Annotated in this window: 12 protein-coding genes; 6 read left to right on the forward strand and 6 right to left on the reverse strand. The window is 70.9% G+C overall.

Annotation, left to right across the window (positions count from 1 at the left end):
- The gene (pdhA, locus tag HS104_07460) at positions 1-1,113 is read left to right on the forward strand and encodes a pyruvate dehydrogenase (acetyl-transferring) E1 component subunit alpha (GenBank protein ID MBE7479805.1); all 1,113 of its coding nucleotides are present in this window, start codon (positions 1-3) and stop codon (positions 1,111-1,113) included.
- 77 nt (positions 1,114-1,190) lie between these two features.
- On the opposite strand, the gene HS104_07465 is transcribed toward pdhA, so the two are convergent.
- Positions 1,191-1,604, reverse strand: coding sequence for a type II toxin-antitoxin system VapC family toxin (locus HS104_07465; protein ID MBE7479806.1), 414 nt, complete (start codon positions 1,602-1,604; stop codon positions 1,191-1,193).
- Positions 1,601-1,831, reverse strand: a complete 231-nt coding sequence (locus HS104_07470; GenBank protein MBE7479807.1) for an Arc family DNA-binding protein — start codon at positions 1,829-1,831, stop codon at positions 1,601-1,603. Before HS104_07470 ends, HS104_07465 begins: the two co-directional genes overlap by 4 nt.
- Positions 1,832-2,036: 205 nt before the next feature.
- On the opposite strand from HS104_07470, the gene HS104_07475 reads away from it, so the two are divergent.
- The 4 genes from HS104_07475 (at position 2,037) to HS104_07490 (ending at position 8,755) form a co-directional block, all read left to right on the forward strand.
- Positions 2,037-4,136 (forward strand): gliding motility protein, encoded by a 2,100-nt coding sequence (locus tag HS104_07475; GenBank protein ID MBE7479808.1) that lies wholly within the window; start codon positions 2,037-2,039, stop codon positions 4,134-4,136.
- Positions 4,137-4,172: 36 nt separating this feature from the next.
- On the forward strand, positions 4,173-5,585 hold the full coding sequence (gene lpdA / locus HS104_07480; protein ID MBE7479809.1) for a dihydrolipoyl dehydrogenase: 1,413 nt from the start codon (positions 4,173-4,175) through the stop codon (positions 5,583-5,585).
- 174 nt (positions 5,586-5,759) lie between these two features.
- Positions 5,760-6,494: a PspA/IM30 family protein gene (locus tag HS104_07485; protein MBE7479810.1), complete on the forward strand. Its 735-nt coding sequence runs from the start codon at positions 5,760-5,762 to the stop codon at positions 6,492-6,494.
- Positions 6,491-8,755 carry a hypothetical protein gene (locus HS104_07490; GenBank protein ID MBE7479811.1) on the forward strand — a complete coding sequence of 755 codons (2,265 nt, stop codon included), beginning with the start codon at positions 6,491-6,493 and terminating at the stop codon, positions 8,753-8,755. Before HS104_07485 ends, HS104_07490 begins: the two co-directional genes overlap by 4 nt.
- Here the strand turns inward: HS104_07490 and HS104_07495 are convergent.
- Both HS104_07495 and HS104_07500 read right to left on the reverse strand, forming a co-directional pair.
- Entirely contained in the window at positions 8,746-9,780 is a 1,035-nt protein-coding gene (locus tag HS104_07495) for an EscU/YscU/HrcU family type III secretion system export apparatus switch protein (GenBank protein ID MBE7479812.1), read from the reverse strand. The genes HS104_07490 and HS104_07495 overlap by 10 nt on opposite strands.
- Before the next feature lie 9 nt (positions 9,781-9,789).
- Positions 9,790-10,878, reverse strand: coding sequence for a M48 family metalloprotease (locus tag HS104_07500; GenBank protein ID MBE7479813.1), 1,089 nt, complete (start codon positions 10,876-10,878; stop codon positions 9,790-9,792).
- Positions 10,879-10,982: 104 nt separating this feature from the next.
- Here HS104_07500 and HS104_07505 point away from each other — a divergent pair, with 104 nt between their 5' ends.
- Positions 10,983-12,125 (forward strand): N-acetyltransferase, encoded by a 1,143-nt coding sequence (locus HS104_07505; protein ID MBE7479814.1) that lies wholly within the window; start codon positions 10,983-10,985, stop codon positions 12,123-12,125.
- Here HS104_07505 and HS104_07510 read toward each other — a convergent pair.
- Positions 12,106-12,750: a hypothetical protein gene (locus HS104_07510; protein ID MBE7479815.1), complete on the reverse strand. Its 645-nt coding sequence runs from the start codon at positions 12,748-12,750 to the stop codon at positions 12,106-12,108. The two genes, HS104_07505 and HS104_07510, sit on opposite strands and share 20 nt — an antisense overlap.
- Positions 12,750-14,042: an HD domain-containing protein gene (locus HS104_07515; protein ID MBE7479816.1), complete on the reverse strand. Its 1,293-nt coding sequence runs from the start codon at positions 14,040-14,042 to the stop codon at positions 12,750-12,752. Before HS104_07515 ends, HS104_07510 begins: the two co-directional genes overlap by 1 nt.
- Between the last annotated feature and the right edge of the window lie 166 nt (positions 14,043-14,208).

The following is a 14,208-nucleotide window of genomic DNA, read 5'->3' on the forward strand; positions in this document are numbered from 1 at the left end:
ATGCAGCGCCTGCCGGACGGGGATCCCAGCGTCGGGCTCCTCTGCACGCTCCGCGACGACGGCAGCGCGGATCCGGCGACGGATCCCCGGCTGCCCCGCGAGACGCTGCTCCGCATGTACCGCGAGATGCGCAAGATGCGCGTGCTCGAGACGCGCATGGTGGGCCTGCAGCGCCAGGGTCGCGTCGGCTTCTACGGCACCTGCACCGGGCAGGAGGCCACGCCCATCGCCACGGCGCTGGCCACCGAGCCCCGCGACTGGATCTTCCCCGCGCTGCGCGAGAGCTCGATCATGCTCGTCCGCGGCTTCCCACTCGACCAGTACTTGGCGCAGGTGTTCGGCAACGAGCTCGACGTGCTCAAGGGTCGCAACATGCCGAGCCACATGGCCGGCCGGGCGGTGAACCAGGTGTCCTGGTCGAGCTGCATCGGCCCCCAGATCCCCCAGGCCGTGGGCGCCGCCTGGGCCGCGAAGCTCCGGAGGGAGCCCGTCGTGGCGGTCGGCTTCCTGGGCGACGGCGCCACCAGCCAGCCCGACTTCCACAACGCCATGAACTTCGCGGCGGTGTTCCAGGTGCCGTGCGTGATGATCTGCCAGAACAACCACTGGTCCATCAGCGTGCCCACGGCGCGGCAGACGGCGTCGCAGACCCTGGCGGTCAAGGCCAAGGCCTACGGCCTGCCCGGCGTGCGCGTGGACGGCAACGACGCGCTGGCGGTCTACCGCGTGGTCAAGGACGCGGTCGAGCGCGCGCGCGCCGGCGGTGGCCCGAGCTTCATCGAGTCGTTCACGTATCGGATGGGCGCGCACTCCACCAGCGACGACCCCACGCGCTACCGCTCCGAGGACGAGGTGAAGCGCTGGGCCGAGAAGGACCCGATCGACCGCCTGCGGCGCTACCTGGAGCGCGAAGGACACCTCGACGCCGCGGGCGTAGAGCGTATCGACCAGGAGCTGAACGAGGAGATCTCACGCGCCATCGACGCGGTGGAGAAGCTGGCTCCTCCCGCCCTCGACACGCTGTTCGACGACGTCTACGCGGAGCTGCCCTGGCACCTCTCCGAGCAGCGCGAAGAGATGCGCCGCGGGCCCAGGGCGCCGAGCGGGCACTGAGGGTCGAGCGCCGGCGGGGGTGTCTTCGCGAGCCAGCGCGCGGCTTGCATGCCGAGCTGCGCACCCGAGGGAAGCTCTCACGCGCGCAGTAGCCTGCCTGGCGGCACCACGACGCGCGGCGCCTTGGTCGCCAGTGCTCGATCGTAGCTCGCCATCGGGACCCCTTCGCGCAGCGCGAGCTCGACGAAGAGCACGTCGTAGGCGGACTGGCGCAGCGTGACCGCGCGGGAAGTCGCGCCGCGCCACAGCTCGGACACGTCGACCGAGGTGATGCCGAGGAGCTCAGCAGCGCGGAACAGGTCACCCAGGGCATCCGCGGGCACGGCACCGAACACGACTGCTTTCCAGAACACGTTCGCCAGCTCGGCCTTCCAGTGTGACGGAGCGAGCAGCACGTCCGCCTTCGCGAGCAGGCGAGCGGCCTCCGCGCCTCTGCGCTCTTCGCCGAGCAGGGCCGCCGCAACCACATCCGTGTCGACGACGACTCTCATGGGCGCCCTTCGCGGATCGCGGTGTGGATCTCTGCGATGCGCATGCGGCGTGGCAGCGACCGCCGGAGCTCGGCCAGGCGCTCCTCGAGCGAGCGCTGATCGATCGTGCCTTGGCGCACCAGGGTCAGGAGCTCGCTCTGCACGGAGCGTCCGTTGCGTTTGGCGCGTCGTCGCAGCTCCTTCACTACGTCCTCTGGCACGTTGCGCAGCGTCAGTGTCTTCGACATGACTCTACTATGCAGGCAATCTGACATCAGTGCAACTGCGGTCCGTACATGCGACACTCGGACCGAGCGCCTGCACCCCCCAAGCTGATGAACCGCTCGGCCTCCAGCGGGATGTCAAGCCCCGTGAGCCGAGAGCCAAGGCACGCGGGTCCCGTCCGCCGAGCGAGTCACACATGCGCTCACGCTCATTGGCTCGGCCGGGATCGTGTACGCTCGCCGCGTGGAGATGCCGGCGGAGGTGAGCGGGAGCGTACCCGACGTGTCGAGCTTCGCGCGCGGGCTGACCGCGGGCGGCTACACGACGCGGGCGGTGAAACAGCTGCACGCGCGGCTGGCGGCGCTCGACCCGGCCAGCGATCTCGAGCACCGCGTGGAGGGCGTGGAGCAGCTGGCGCGCTGGTTGTGCGACGGCCCGAAGCCGCCGCCGGTGGAGGGGGCGCCGCCCGAGCCCTACGCGACCACGCGCCTGCGATTGCTGCTCCGCGCGCTCGACGTGGCGCCGGTCTTCCGCGAGCGGCTGAGCGGCTGCATCGGCTCGCTCTTGCGCGAGTCGAACGCCCTGGGACTCCTGTGCGAGGTCGGGCTGCCGAACGACCGTGGCTTGCTCGACGAGACCAGCGATCGGCTGGCCCGGCGCTTCTTGCCGTCGCCGCCGGACTACGGCGATCTGGCGAAGCTGTTCGCGCGCATGTTCCGCACCAATCGCGACGCAGACTGGCTGGCGTCGCTGCCGGCGGAGCTCGTGCTCGACCTGTTCGCGCGCCTCGGCGACGTGTGGCAGCCGCTCAGGGACGCGACCGAGGACGCCCTGGCGCTGCTCACGACGCGCGTCTCGGCGCTCGGCCTCTCCGACGACATCCGGCGCCGTGGACCTGTGGGGCCGGTGCGCGAGTCGCCCTTCTTCCGCCTGCCCCACGCCAGCCGGGAGGAGCTGCCGGATCTGTGCCTGATGTGCCGGCGCGACATGGTCGTGGTGCACGAAAACCTGGAGCGCTTCGGCGTCAGCGTGGACGTCGTGTACCGGCTCGACGTCATCACCAAGTGCCTGGAGCGCGTCGAGTCCATCCTGGTGGCGCTCGATCCGCGCAGCACGCCGGAGCTGGTCAGCGCGGAGACCACGTTCGTGGCCGAGCTCTGCCGGGCGCGCCTGCGCGAGCGCAGCGTGCGCGGGGTCATCCGCGACAACATGCAGCTCCTGGCCCGCAAGGTGATCGAGCGCGCGGGTGAGACCGGCGAGCACTACATCACGGTGTCGCGGGGGGAGTGGTGGAAGATGCTCGCCTCCGCCGGCGGCGGAGGCTTCCTCACCGTGTTCACCTGCGTGATGAAGTTTTTCACCAAGTGGGCGCACTTCGCGCCGGCGGTGGACGGTATGGTGTCGGCGTTCAACTACGCCGGCAGCTTCGTGACCATGCAGCTGCTCGGCTTCACGCTGGCCACCAAGCAGCCGAGCATGACGGCCGCGGCGTTGGCCGGCTCGATCCGCGGCCAGCGCGACGAGCACCAGCTCGACGACCTGATCACGACCATCGCGCGCATCTGCCGCTCTCAGCTGGCGGCGGCGCTCGGCAACATCGGCGTGGTCATCCCGTCGGCGGTGTTGTTCGACGTGGTGTTTCGCGCGTCCACCGGTCGCACCTTCCTGGACGCCGAGAACGCGCAGTACACCATCGACTCGTTCCACCCTTGGAAGAGCGGCACCATCCCCTACGCTGCGCTGACCGGCGTCTTGCTCTGGGCCTCCAGCATCGGCGCCGGCTGGCTGGAGAACTGGGCGGTGTACCGCCGAATCCCCGAGGCCATCGCGCAGCACCGCTCGAGGCGCTTCTTCGGCAAACGCTTGCTCGGCTGGCTCGGCAAGCTCTTCTCCAAGCACGTCGCCGGCTTCGGCGGCAGTGTCACCCTGGGCGTGCTGCTCGGCATGACCCCCGCGTTCGGCAAGTTCTTCGGGCTGCCGCTGGACGTGCGCCACGTGACGCTGTCGAGCGGCGCGCTGGCGCTCTCGGTCAAGTCCATGGGCCTCGCGGGCCTCACCGATCCCAGCGTGGGCTGGGCGGCGCTCGGCATCCTGGCCATCGGCAGCATGAACTTCGGCATCAGCTTCCTGTTGGCCCTGGGGGTCGCGTTCCGCGCCCGCGAGGTGCCGCTCGGTCGCGGCCTGCGCCTGCTGTTCGCGGTGCTCGGGCGCTTCTTGCGCTCGCCGCTCCAGTTCATCTATCCGCCGCGGAGCGAGACGGTCGAGGTCTTCTCGCACCGTCCCAGCATGATCCCCCGCGGCTCCGCCGCGTCGCTGCATCGGCACTAGGGTCTTTCCCGTGCCCGGTGTTATTAGGGGCGAAAGATGGAAGAGCGAAGCTTCGACGTGGTCGTGCTCGGTGGAGGTCCCGGCGGTTACCCCTGCGCCATTCGGCTGGGTCAGCTGGGGTTGAAGGTGGCGTGCGTCGAGGCCGAGGAGTACGGCGGCGTGTGCCTGAACTGGGGCTGCATCCCGTCCAAGGCGCTGATCAGCACGGCGCACCAGTACGAGAAGGCGGGCAAGGCCGGCGAGCAGGGCCTCTCGTTCGGCAGCGTCTCGCTCGACGTCGCCAAGCTTCAGAGCTGGAAGAACGGCATCGTCAAGAAGCTCACCGGTGGCGTGCGCCTCTTGCTCAAGCAGAACGGCGCCGAGGCCATCGAGGGCATGGGGCGCTTCGTGGACCCAAAGACGCTGGAGGTGACGCGCGCGAACGGAGACAAGCTGCGCGTCAGCGCCACCCGAGGCATCGTGATCGCCACCGGCTCGGCGACCATTCAGGTGCCGGGCTTCGAGTTCGACGGCAAGCAGATCATCGGCGCCCGCGAGGCCGTGAGCTTGGCGGAGGTGCCGAAGCGGCTCGCCGTGATCGGCGGCGGCGTGATCGGTCTCGAGCTCGGCATGGTCTACCAGGCCTTCGGCGCACAACTCACCGTGATCGAGCTGACGCCGAGCCTGCTCCCGGGCGTGGACCCCGACGCGGTCAAGATCGTCGAGCGCTCGCTGACCAAGAAGGGTGGCCGGGTGCTCAAGCAGGCCAAGGCCGAGCGCTGGGAGCGGAGCGCCGACGGCAGCGTCGGCGTGGTCGTCTCCGTGGGCGGCGCCACGGAGCGCGTCGACGCCGACGTGGTCTTGGTGGCGGTGGGCATGCGCCCGCGGTCCCGCGGCATCGGTCTGGAAGAGGTGGGCGTGAAGGTGGACGCGCGAGGCTTCGTCCCGACCGACGCCGAGTGCCGCACCAACGTGCCGGGCATCTTCGCGGTAGGCGACGTCAGCGGTCCGCCCATGCTCGCGCACAAGGCCACCAAGGAAGGCGAGATCTGCGCCGAGGTGATCGCCGGCAAGGCGTCGGCCAAGGACTGGGTGACCATCCCGGGCATCATCTTCACCGATCCGGAGATCGCCACCGTCGGCCTGACCGAGGCGCAGGCGAAGGAGCAAGGCCTCGAGGTCAAGGTCGGGCGCTTCCCGTTCGCGGCCCTCGGCCGCGCGATGAGCATCCGCGAGACGGACGGCTTCGTGAAGGTGCTCACGGACAAGGCCTCCGGTCGGGTGCTGGGGATCCACATCGTCGGACCCTCGGCCAGCGATCTGATCAGCGAAGCCGCGCTGGCCCTGGAGATGGTGGCGACCGCAGAGGACATCGCGCTCACCGTCCACCCGCACCCGACGCTGGGCGAGGCGCTGATGGAGGCCGCCGCGCACTCCCTGGGTCACGCCATCCACATCACCAACCGCTGACGGGGCTTCGGCACTGGGCGGGTGCTCCTGTGCGGCCCATGCTCCTCTCTACCGCCCCGTCCCGGGTCACCATTGCCCTGCCGGTGGTGGCGACCCAGCTCGACTCGGGGAGAACCGATCGAGACTGAGGCTAGGCTCTGGCGACGCGCTTTGGGCCGTGGCATGGTCTCGGTCATGGGGATCTTCGATCGTATGGGCCGCGTGATTTCGAGCAACTTCAACGCGTTGCTGGACAAGGCGGATGACCCGAAGAAGTCCATCGAGCAGACCGTGCTCGAGATGCAGGAGCAGGTGCGCGCCGGCCGGCAGGAGGTCGTCCGGGCAGTCGCTGCCGAGAAGCAGCTCCGGCAGAAGGTCGCCGAGCTCGACACCGAGGTCGAGAAGTGGTCGAAGCGCGCCGAGCTGGCGGTCAAGCACGACGACGACGATCTGGCGCGCGAGGCGCTGGTGCAGAAGAAGCGCGTGACCGCCGAGCGGGATCGGGCCGAGGCGCTGCGGGCCGAGCAGCGCGGCGCCGCGCTGGAAATGAAGTCCGAGCTCGAGCGCATGGAGCACAAGCTCGAGGAGATCCAGGCCAAAAAGAACACCATCATCGCCAAGGCCAAGCAGGTCAAGGCGGGCGGAGGCGTCGAAGGGCTCGGCGCCAGCGGGTCGGGCACCAGCGCGTTTTCGGAGTTCCGGCGCATGGAGGACCAGATCGAAGGCGTCGAAACGGCGGTGCAGGCTCAGCGCGAGCTGGACGAAGCGCTGGGCGGTGGGCGCGGGCCCGGTGGCATGACCAAGCAGGAAGTCGAAGCCAAGTTCCGCGCGCTCGAGTACGGCGGTGGAGGGGCGGACGCGCCCAAGGGCGGCAGCGAGGTCGACGACGAGCTGGCCCAGCTCAAGAAGAAGATCCGCATCGGTACATGACCGGTCCCGATCGCATCGTCGCGTGTTTCCGCTGGCGCGGTGCGGTGGCGCTCGCGGATCGTTCGGAGGACTACGCGCGCGCCGCGCATGCGGTGTTCTCCCGAGCCGAGGCCGGCGGCGGCAAGCTCGTGGCCTGGCACGCGGCCAGCTTTGCGGTGGCTTTTCCCCCGGACGGCATGGAGAGCCTGGTCGAGCTACTGACGGGAGACGACAGCCCGGCGCTGGGCTTCAGCGTCGGCATCGCACAAGGTGAGCTGGGCGAGATCGGCGGGACGGGTCGGATGTCGTTCGCCTGGGGGCCGCCCTTGGTGATGGCCTGGGCGCTCGCGCGCGTGGCGCGCTCCGGCGAGGTGCTGGTCGATCCCAATATCGCTGCCGTGCGCGACGAACGGCTGTTGGTCCGCGGCTCGCGCATCGGCCTGCTCGGCGGGGCGCGCGTGCGCGGCGTGCGGCTCGACGTGCGCCACCCGTGGCAGCCCGAGCGCGGCTTTCCGACCGTGGCGCTGGTTCGGGCGCGTTACCTGGGCCAGGCCCCGGTCGCGCCGCCGCCGGGCACCTTGGGTCTGGTGACCGGACGGCGCGGCTCCGGCGGTACGCGCTGGCTCGAAGAGCTGGCAGCCCGGGAGCGCGCGCGCCGCACGCTCTGGCTTCGGCCGCGGCTGGGTGAAGCGCTCGGCTCGCTCAGGCGCGCGCTGGCCCGCGCCAAGGAGGCGCAGGCGGAGCTCGATCCGGCGCTGTCGTCCTCGCTCGAGAGCGTGCTCGCCGGCGAGGGCCTCGACCTGGACACCTCGAGCAACTTGCTGGCGGCGCTCTTGCGCCGCGAGGACAGCCCCGGGCTGGTGCTGATCGACGACGTCGAGCAGATCGACGCGGACAGCCTCGAGGCGGTCGTGCACGCGGCGAAGTCCGGGGCGTTCGCGGTGGTTGCGCGGGCGCTGGACGGCCTGGCGCTGCCGGAGGCGCTCTCGCACCTGACCCGCGCTTTCGAGGTCGAGCTCGGTCCCCTCGAATCCGAGCAGGCCGTCGAGCTGGTGAACCAGCTGTCGAGCGGGCGCCTGCGCGGCTCCGAGGCCAAACGCTGGTCGGCGCGCGGCGGCGGGCTGCCCCTCGGCATTCTCGCGGCGCTCTCCGACGCGCTCGAGAGTGGGGAGCTGGTGCTGAAGGAGGACGCCAGCCTGAAGCGCACCGCGAAGGCCGGGGCCTTCTCACCGCAACAGTTGCTGGCGCGACGCGTGCGCCGCTGGGATCCTCGGGTGAAGACCGTGCTCAGCGGCCTGGCGGTGCTGGGAGGGGACTCGGAGGAAGAAGAGCTGGCAGCGCTGCTCGGCATGATGAAGGAGCCGCCCCCGAGCGAAGAGATGCTCCACGCGCTCGAGGCGGCAGACCTGGTGCTGCGCGACGGCGCTCGCCTGATGTTGCCATCGGCGACGCTGGGTTTCGTGCTCACGGACGCCCTCGCCGAGGCCGAGCGCGCTCGCCTGCACCGAGCCGCCGCGGCGGTGCTCGCTGGCGCGGACCAGCCGCTGTGCGCGGTCGCGGCCACGGTGCACTCGATGCTGGGCGGCGACGTCGATCGCGCGTTGCCGCTGGCGCGGCGCGGCGCGGGGGCGCTCCGGGCCGGTGGGCTCGAGGACACGGCGATGGCGTTCGAGGTGTTCGGCGAGAGCGGTGAGCCTTCGCTGGTGCGGCACCGCGGGCTGTTTGCCGGGGCGCACGCGGACCGGGCTGGGCTCCAGCGCTCGGACGTGCCCCCGCCGCCGTCGATGATGCCCGCGCCGATCTCCGACCGCCCGTCGCGAGCGCCGCCGCCGTCCGGCGAGGTGGCCGCGCAGCGCTTCGTGCAGGCGCTCAAGCACGGGGACCACGCCGCGATGGAAGTTCTCGCCTCCGAGTTGCGTGACGACGGCACGCAGCACGTAGTCGCCGACCGCCTCGAGGGCATGGCCAGCCTGGCGCGCGGCCAGGTCACCGACGCGCTCCGGCGCCTACGCAGCGCGAAGCTCGGCGCCCAGCGCCTGCCTCCTGGCGACAAGAGCCGTGCGGCGCTGGCCTTGGGCGTGGCGCTCGCGAGCGCCGGGCGCGGCACCGAGGCGTTGCTCGAGGGGCTCGAGGCGCTGGCCCGGGCCCGCGAGGCGCACGACCAAAGAGGCGAGATCGCGTGCGCTCGCTTCCTGGCTCAGCTCTCTCACGCGGCGGGCAGCGAGGACGCCGCGCGGACCTGGACCCAGGTCGTGGAGCAGACAGCCGCCGCTCAGCGCTGACCGGACCGCTCCCGCTCGCTCTCGGCCCAGGCCTCGCGCACGATCTCGGCGACGGCCTCGTACAGCGCCTCCGGGATCTCGTCGCCCACCTCGAGCTCGAGCAGGGCGCGGGCGATGGGCACGTCGCGCACCACGGGCACTCCGAAGGCGTGTGCCGCCTCGACCATTCGCCGCGCGAGATCACCGCGACCCTGCGCGACCACGCGTGGGGCCTCGTCGCTCTCCTCGTCGTAGCTGAGCGCCGCCGCCAGGTGGGTCGGGTTGACGACCAGCACGGTCGCAGTGCGCACGGCGGCCACGGTGGCGCTGGCCAGCATCTCTTGGTGGGCCCGGTGCCGCGCGCTCTTGAGCTCGGGGTCGCCCTCGCTCTCCTTGTGCTCGCGCTTGACCTCGTCCTTGCTCATGCGGTTTCTGCGCAGCCACGCTTGCCGCACCACCAGGACGTCCACCGCGGCCAGGGCGAGGCCGACCAGCGCCGCGATCCAGGCGAGCTTCTCGAGCAGGTGGCCGGCGACGATGCCGCCCTTCTCCAGCGCGCCGGTGGTGGCCGCGACGTCCGGCGCGTGGGTCATCACGAGGCGCACGGCGAGGTAGGCGACGACCAGCGACGCGACCAAGGCGCGCGCGATGCCGATCAGGCGCTCGCGGGTCAGGAGCGCCTTCAGGCCCTGCGCCGGATTGAGCTTGCTGAAGTCGGGCCCGAGCTTCTTCCAGGCCACCACGCCGCCGGCCTGCACCGCGCCCGCGAAACCGCTGGCGAGCGCGGCGGCGGCGACGATGGGCAGCGACAAGACGAGCACGTCCAGAGCCAGCGCGAGGGGCGTGTGAGGAGCGCCGGGATTCTCAATCGCCCGGGGCAAGAGCTCGGCGCTCCGCGCCAGCGTCGCGGCGATGGCGGCCGGGGCGAGCGCCACCGCCACCACGAACGCGAGCGCCTGGGTGAGCGGCTGCGAGATCGGGCTGTCGCCTTGCTCGCGAGCCTTCCTGAGCCGTTGTGGAGTGGGCTCTTCGCTCTTGTCGCTCACCGCTTCAGACTAGAACGGCAGCCCGGGGATTTGCCAGCCTTGGCCGCCGCTCGAGCGCCAGCTGGACGCGGCCTGCTGGATGACGGGCGTGCGGATCTGCGGCGGCGGGTGCGAGCGCTCGAAGTTGAACACGTCGATGGGCGAGAGCGAGTCCAGCCCAGCGAAGAACTGCATGGTCAACAGGCCGCCGCCTTCGGTCCAGTGATACGCCGGCGCGCGGCGCTTGCCTGCGCCGAGCACGTTGTTCGTGCCGGCGACGTCAGCGCCGAGCTCGTTCGGCTGGTTGAACAGCGGCACGACGCTCGAGAGCACGTGGTTGACCTCCGCCGCCGTGACGCCGCCTCCGGTCGCGGTGCACGGCAGGTGTCCCAGGTAGTGGTGCGCGAGCTCGTGTCCGAGCACGAACGCGACTTGCTCGTCGAGGATCTCGTGTTGCCGCTTGACCTTGCGGCCGTCGGCGTCCTGGGCCGGGTCGAAGAAGCCGGCAGCCGGCCTCACGATCGGGCTGCCGGGCTTCTGGTGTTTGGCCACCAGCTGGATGTATTGCCCGGTCTTCTGCGTGCCGAAGATCTCGTCTGTGGCCTTGGCGCGGGCCAGGTGTGCCTCGATGTCGAGCAGTCCGTCGCTGATGGCCATCACACTCTTGCCGCCCTTGGTGCAGGCGGCGAAAGCGTTCACCTCGCCCACGCGATCATCGACGATGAGCGGGATGCCGGCGACCTTCTGCGACTTTCCTGCGTCGAGCGCAGCGATCAGCTCCTGGATCACCGCCTGCGCGCGCCCGCGCAGGAAGAGCACGTCCGTCGCGTTGATGGGATCGTAGGCCACCGGAGGCAGCGGCGGCTGCGCCGGCTGGGTCGGCGTCGGCGCCGGCTGCGGCTGGCCCGGTTGCGGTTGGTTCGGGTAGCCGGGGGGCGGCGGCTGGCCGTAGCCCGGGGGCGGCGCTTGCCCCGGAGGGTAGCCGCCGTAGTAGCCGGGCGGGCCTTGTTGGGGCGGGTATTGCGCGGGGCGCGAGCTCCCGCTGTCGACCTCGCAGGCGAGCGCGGCGACGCCGAGGCCGAGGAGCGGGAACACGAGAGCGCGACGGACGGCGGACATGGCTGAAGGATAGCAGGCGGGGCGGATCATCCCGAGGGAATGTACGGCCAAGGGTCGGGGAAGCTTCCCGAGCGGCCGCGCTCCACTATGCTTGGGCCAAAGCCTTGGAGCTTCGCACCCACGACTCGATCCGCGACGTCGGGGAACGGACCTGGAACGAGCTGGCGTCGTCCGCGCCGCCGTTTCTCTCGTTCACCTGGCTGGACGCGCTGGAGACCACCGGCTGCGTGCGCCCCGAGCGGGGCTGGCTGCCCATGCACCTGACGCTGGAAGAGGACGGGCGAGTGCTCGCGGCCGCGCCGGCCTACGTGAAGGGCAACAGCGAGGGAGAGTTCGTCTTCGACTACGCCTGGGCCAGCCACGCGGAGGGGCGGCTGGGGCTCGACTACTACCCGAAGCTGGTGGTCGCGGTGCCGTTCACCCCCGCCACTGGCCCGCGCCTGCTCAGCGCACCCGGCGCCGATCCGGCGCGCGTGGCCCGCGCCTTCGCCGAAGGTCTCGCTGCGCTCGCCGAGCGCATCGGCGCCTCGGGAGCTCACGTGCTGTTCCCGAGCGCGGACGAGGCCGATCGGCTCGAAGCCGCCGGCATGGCGCGCCGAGCTGGAATCCAGTTTCACTGGGAGAACGCCGGCTTCGCGAGCTTCGACGACTTCCTCCGGAGCTTCGACGCCAAGAAACGCCACCAGCTCCGGCGCGAACGGCGCGAGGTCGCCGAGAGCGGCCTGTGCATCGAGTCGATGCTCGGGAGCGCGCTCTCCTCCGCGCAGATAGACTCGGTGTACGAGCTGTACCTGACGACGGTGGACAAGTTCGTCTGGGGTCGCCGCTACCTGACCCGCGAGTTCTTCCACGAGGTCTGCGCCAAGATGGGCGAGCAGATCCACCTGGTGTTCGCCCGCGACGCGAGCGGGGGCGAGCCCATCGCCGGTGCGTTCAACCTGCTCGGGCGCGACGCGCTCTACGGCCGCTACTGGGGCGCGCGGGAGGAGCGCCGCTTCCTGCACTTCGAGGTCTGCTACTACCGAGGCATCCAAGACTGCATCGAGCGCGGGCTCGCACGCTTCGAGCCCGGAGCGGGCGGCGAGCACAAAGCGGCGCGCGGCTTCTTGCCAACGGTCACCCACAGCACCCACCTCCTCTTGGACCGGCGCCTCGACCTAGCGGTGCGCGACTTCGTGCAGCGCGAGCGGGCTGCCGTGATCGAGCACGTGAGCCGGGAGCGGGCGCTCACTCGGCCAGGCCGCTGAGCAGCACGCTGTGCCAGGACAGGACCACCAAGACGGCGTGGTCACGTTCGTCCGCACCGCCGGGGTCGAGCCAGCGGTACACGTAGCGCGCCTCGAGCCAGGGCCCAGAGGCGTTCTGGAAGAAGGGCAGACCCGCGCCGAGCGAGAGATCGAGCCCGCGCGCCGAGCCGAAGTCGCGGCCGCGCGGCTGTGCGAAGAACGCGCCCATCCCCAAGGACAGTGAGTCGATGGCCAGATCGAGGGTCGCTGGGCCTTGCTCCAGATCCTGTGACCAGCGCGGGAGGAAGAGCGGGCGGAGCTCCGCGCCGAAGGAGCCGAAACGCCGGGTCTCTCCCTCCTGGCCCAGCCCGTCGGCGTACACGGCGTACACCCCCAGCGTCGAGTAGTAGTGCAGGCCGAGCCGGGCTGCGCCGAGCGCGTCGTCCTGCGTCGTGCCGAGCCCGAGCCCGAAGCCCAGGTCGAAGTCGCCGGCGAAGCGCCCGTGCACGCCGTCGCCGCGACCGCCGCGTGGCTCGGAGATCTGCCCGCGCACGCGCGAGGCAGTGGGCTCGCCGGGGTCCCAGCCCTGGGCCAGGAGCGGCGCGGGTGTGAGCAGGAGCGCGGCGCACCACCAGAGGCGAGGCATCAGCTCTCCACGGCGCGGCTGATCTCGTCGCGCAGCTCCTCGGCGAAGATCAAGCGCACGCGCGCCATGCGCTGGCCGCGTAGACGGCCGAGCAGGTAGGAGACGTCACCCGGGCGGCGCGGCGCGCCCGTCGGGAAGATCACCGTGAGCGAGCCGTCGGAGTCGTCGAAGGGTAGGTCGGACGCGCAGTCGAGCCCGACGTACACTTCGGGATCGAGCCCCGCGGCCCGCGCCACTTCTCGAGCGCGTTCGAGCAGCTCCCGGCGCACCTCCGGCTCGGCCTGGGCGCCGTACAGCTCGTAGGTCTTGAAGAGCTTGCGCGTCGACAGGCGCGTGCACAGGTCCCGCAGCACCGGATCGCCGGCGTTCTTCCACTCGGCGAGCGCCGTCCAGAGGATCGCGTCGTCGAGCGCGAGGTAGTCGCCGAGCGCAGCGTCCCCGTCGCGGGAGAGGGACGCAACGGCCTGCGGAACGCCGCCGAGGCGCGTGCCGTCGACGAGCAGCTGGCGCACCCGGCCGAGGATGCGAGCCAAGAGCCACTCGCTGGCGCGGCAGGTCTTGTGGAAATAGACCTGCTGGAACATGAAGAGCCGCGCCAGGATGAACGACTCGATGGCCGGCAGGCCCTTGGCGCCGTCGATGGCGAGCGGCGGCGCTTGTCCGTCCACTTGGGGTGCGCCGAGGCGCAGGCTGCGCAAGAGCCAGTCCAGATCGAACGAGCCGTAGCCGACGCCCGTGAAGTAGGCGTCGCGCAGCAAGTAGTCGCAGCGATCGACGTCGAAGGTGCCGCTGACCGCGCGCGCCAGAAAGGTGAGCTCGTGGCGCCCGTGCACCAGCTCGGCCACCCGCTGGGGCAAGGTGGCGTCGTAGCGCGAGAGGATGCGGTTCACGTCGGTCCCGCTATCCAAGATGATGCGGCTGGTCCAGGTCTCGTGGCGTGGCCCGTCGGGTAGCGCCTCCTCGAACAGGTGCGAGAACGGACCGTGCCCGACGTCGTGGAGCAGCGCCGCGGCCAGCGCGTCCCGCGCGCGCTCCGTGGTCACGCGCTGCCAGAAGGGCAGCTCGTCGTGCACCTGGCGCATGCGGCGGATGAAGCGCGTCATCACGAACGCCGCGCCGATGGCGTGCGAGAAGCGAGTGTGGTCGGCGCCCGGGTAGGCGAGGGCGGCGAGGCCGAGCTGGCGGATGCGACGCAAGCGTTGCACCTCCGCGGCCTCGAGCAGCGCCGAGACGATGTCTTCCTCGTCCGTCTCGAATTCGACCAGTCCATGAACGGGATCGCGTAGGATCAAGCGGCCTCCGACCGAGCGTCTGCGCTCCGCTCCCACATTTAGCGCGAGCGCGCCGCGATGTGGGAGACAGTGTGCGTGAGTCACCCACCACCTGCGTCAGCACTACCCCGCCTGGACAAGCGCGCCGAATCGCGGTTTCCTGTGAGAAGCGCGGACTCGTCTGCGC

The organism is Polyangiaceae bacterium (assembly GCA_015075635.1).
GTDB lineage: Bacteria > Myxococcota_A > Polyangia > Polyangiales > Polyangiaceae > JADJKB01.

Bases quoted from the DNA above. Each gene is read 5' to 3' on its own strand.
- pdhA (MBE7479805.1), top strand. From the start codon at position 1: ATGCAGCGCCTGCCGGACGGGGATCCCAGCGTCGGGCTCCTCTGCACG.
- HS104_07465 (MBE7479806.1), bottom strand. From the start codon at position 1,604: ATGAGAGTCGTCGTCGACACGGATGTGGTTGCGGCGGCCCTGCTCGGC.
- HS104_07470 (MBE7479807.1), bottom strand. From the start codon at position 1,831: ATGTCGAAGACACTGACGCTGCGCAACGTGCCAGAGGACGTAGTGAAG.
- lpdA (MBE7479809.1), top strand. From the start codon at position 4,173: ATGGAAGAGCGAAGCTTCGACGTGGTCGTGCTCGGTGGAGGTCCCGGC.
- HS104_07485 (MBE7479810.1), top strand. From the start codon at position 5,760: ATGGGGATCTTCGATCGTATGGGCCGCGTGATTTCGAGCAACTTCAAC.
- HS104_07490 (MBE7479811.1), top strand. From the start codon at position 6,491: ATGACCGGTCCCGATCGCATCGTCGCGTGTTTCCGCTGGCGCGGTGCG.
- HS104_07500 (MBE7479813.1), bottom strand. From the start codon at position 10,878: ATGTCCGCCGTCCGTCGCGCTCTCGTGTTCCCGCTCCTCGGCCTCGGC.
- HS104_07510 (MBE7479815.1), bottom strand. From the start codon at position 12,750: ATGCCTCGCCTCTGGTGGTGCGCCGCGCTCCTGCTCACACCCGCGCCG.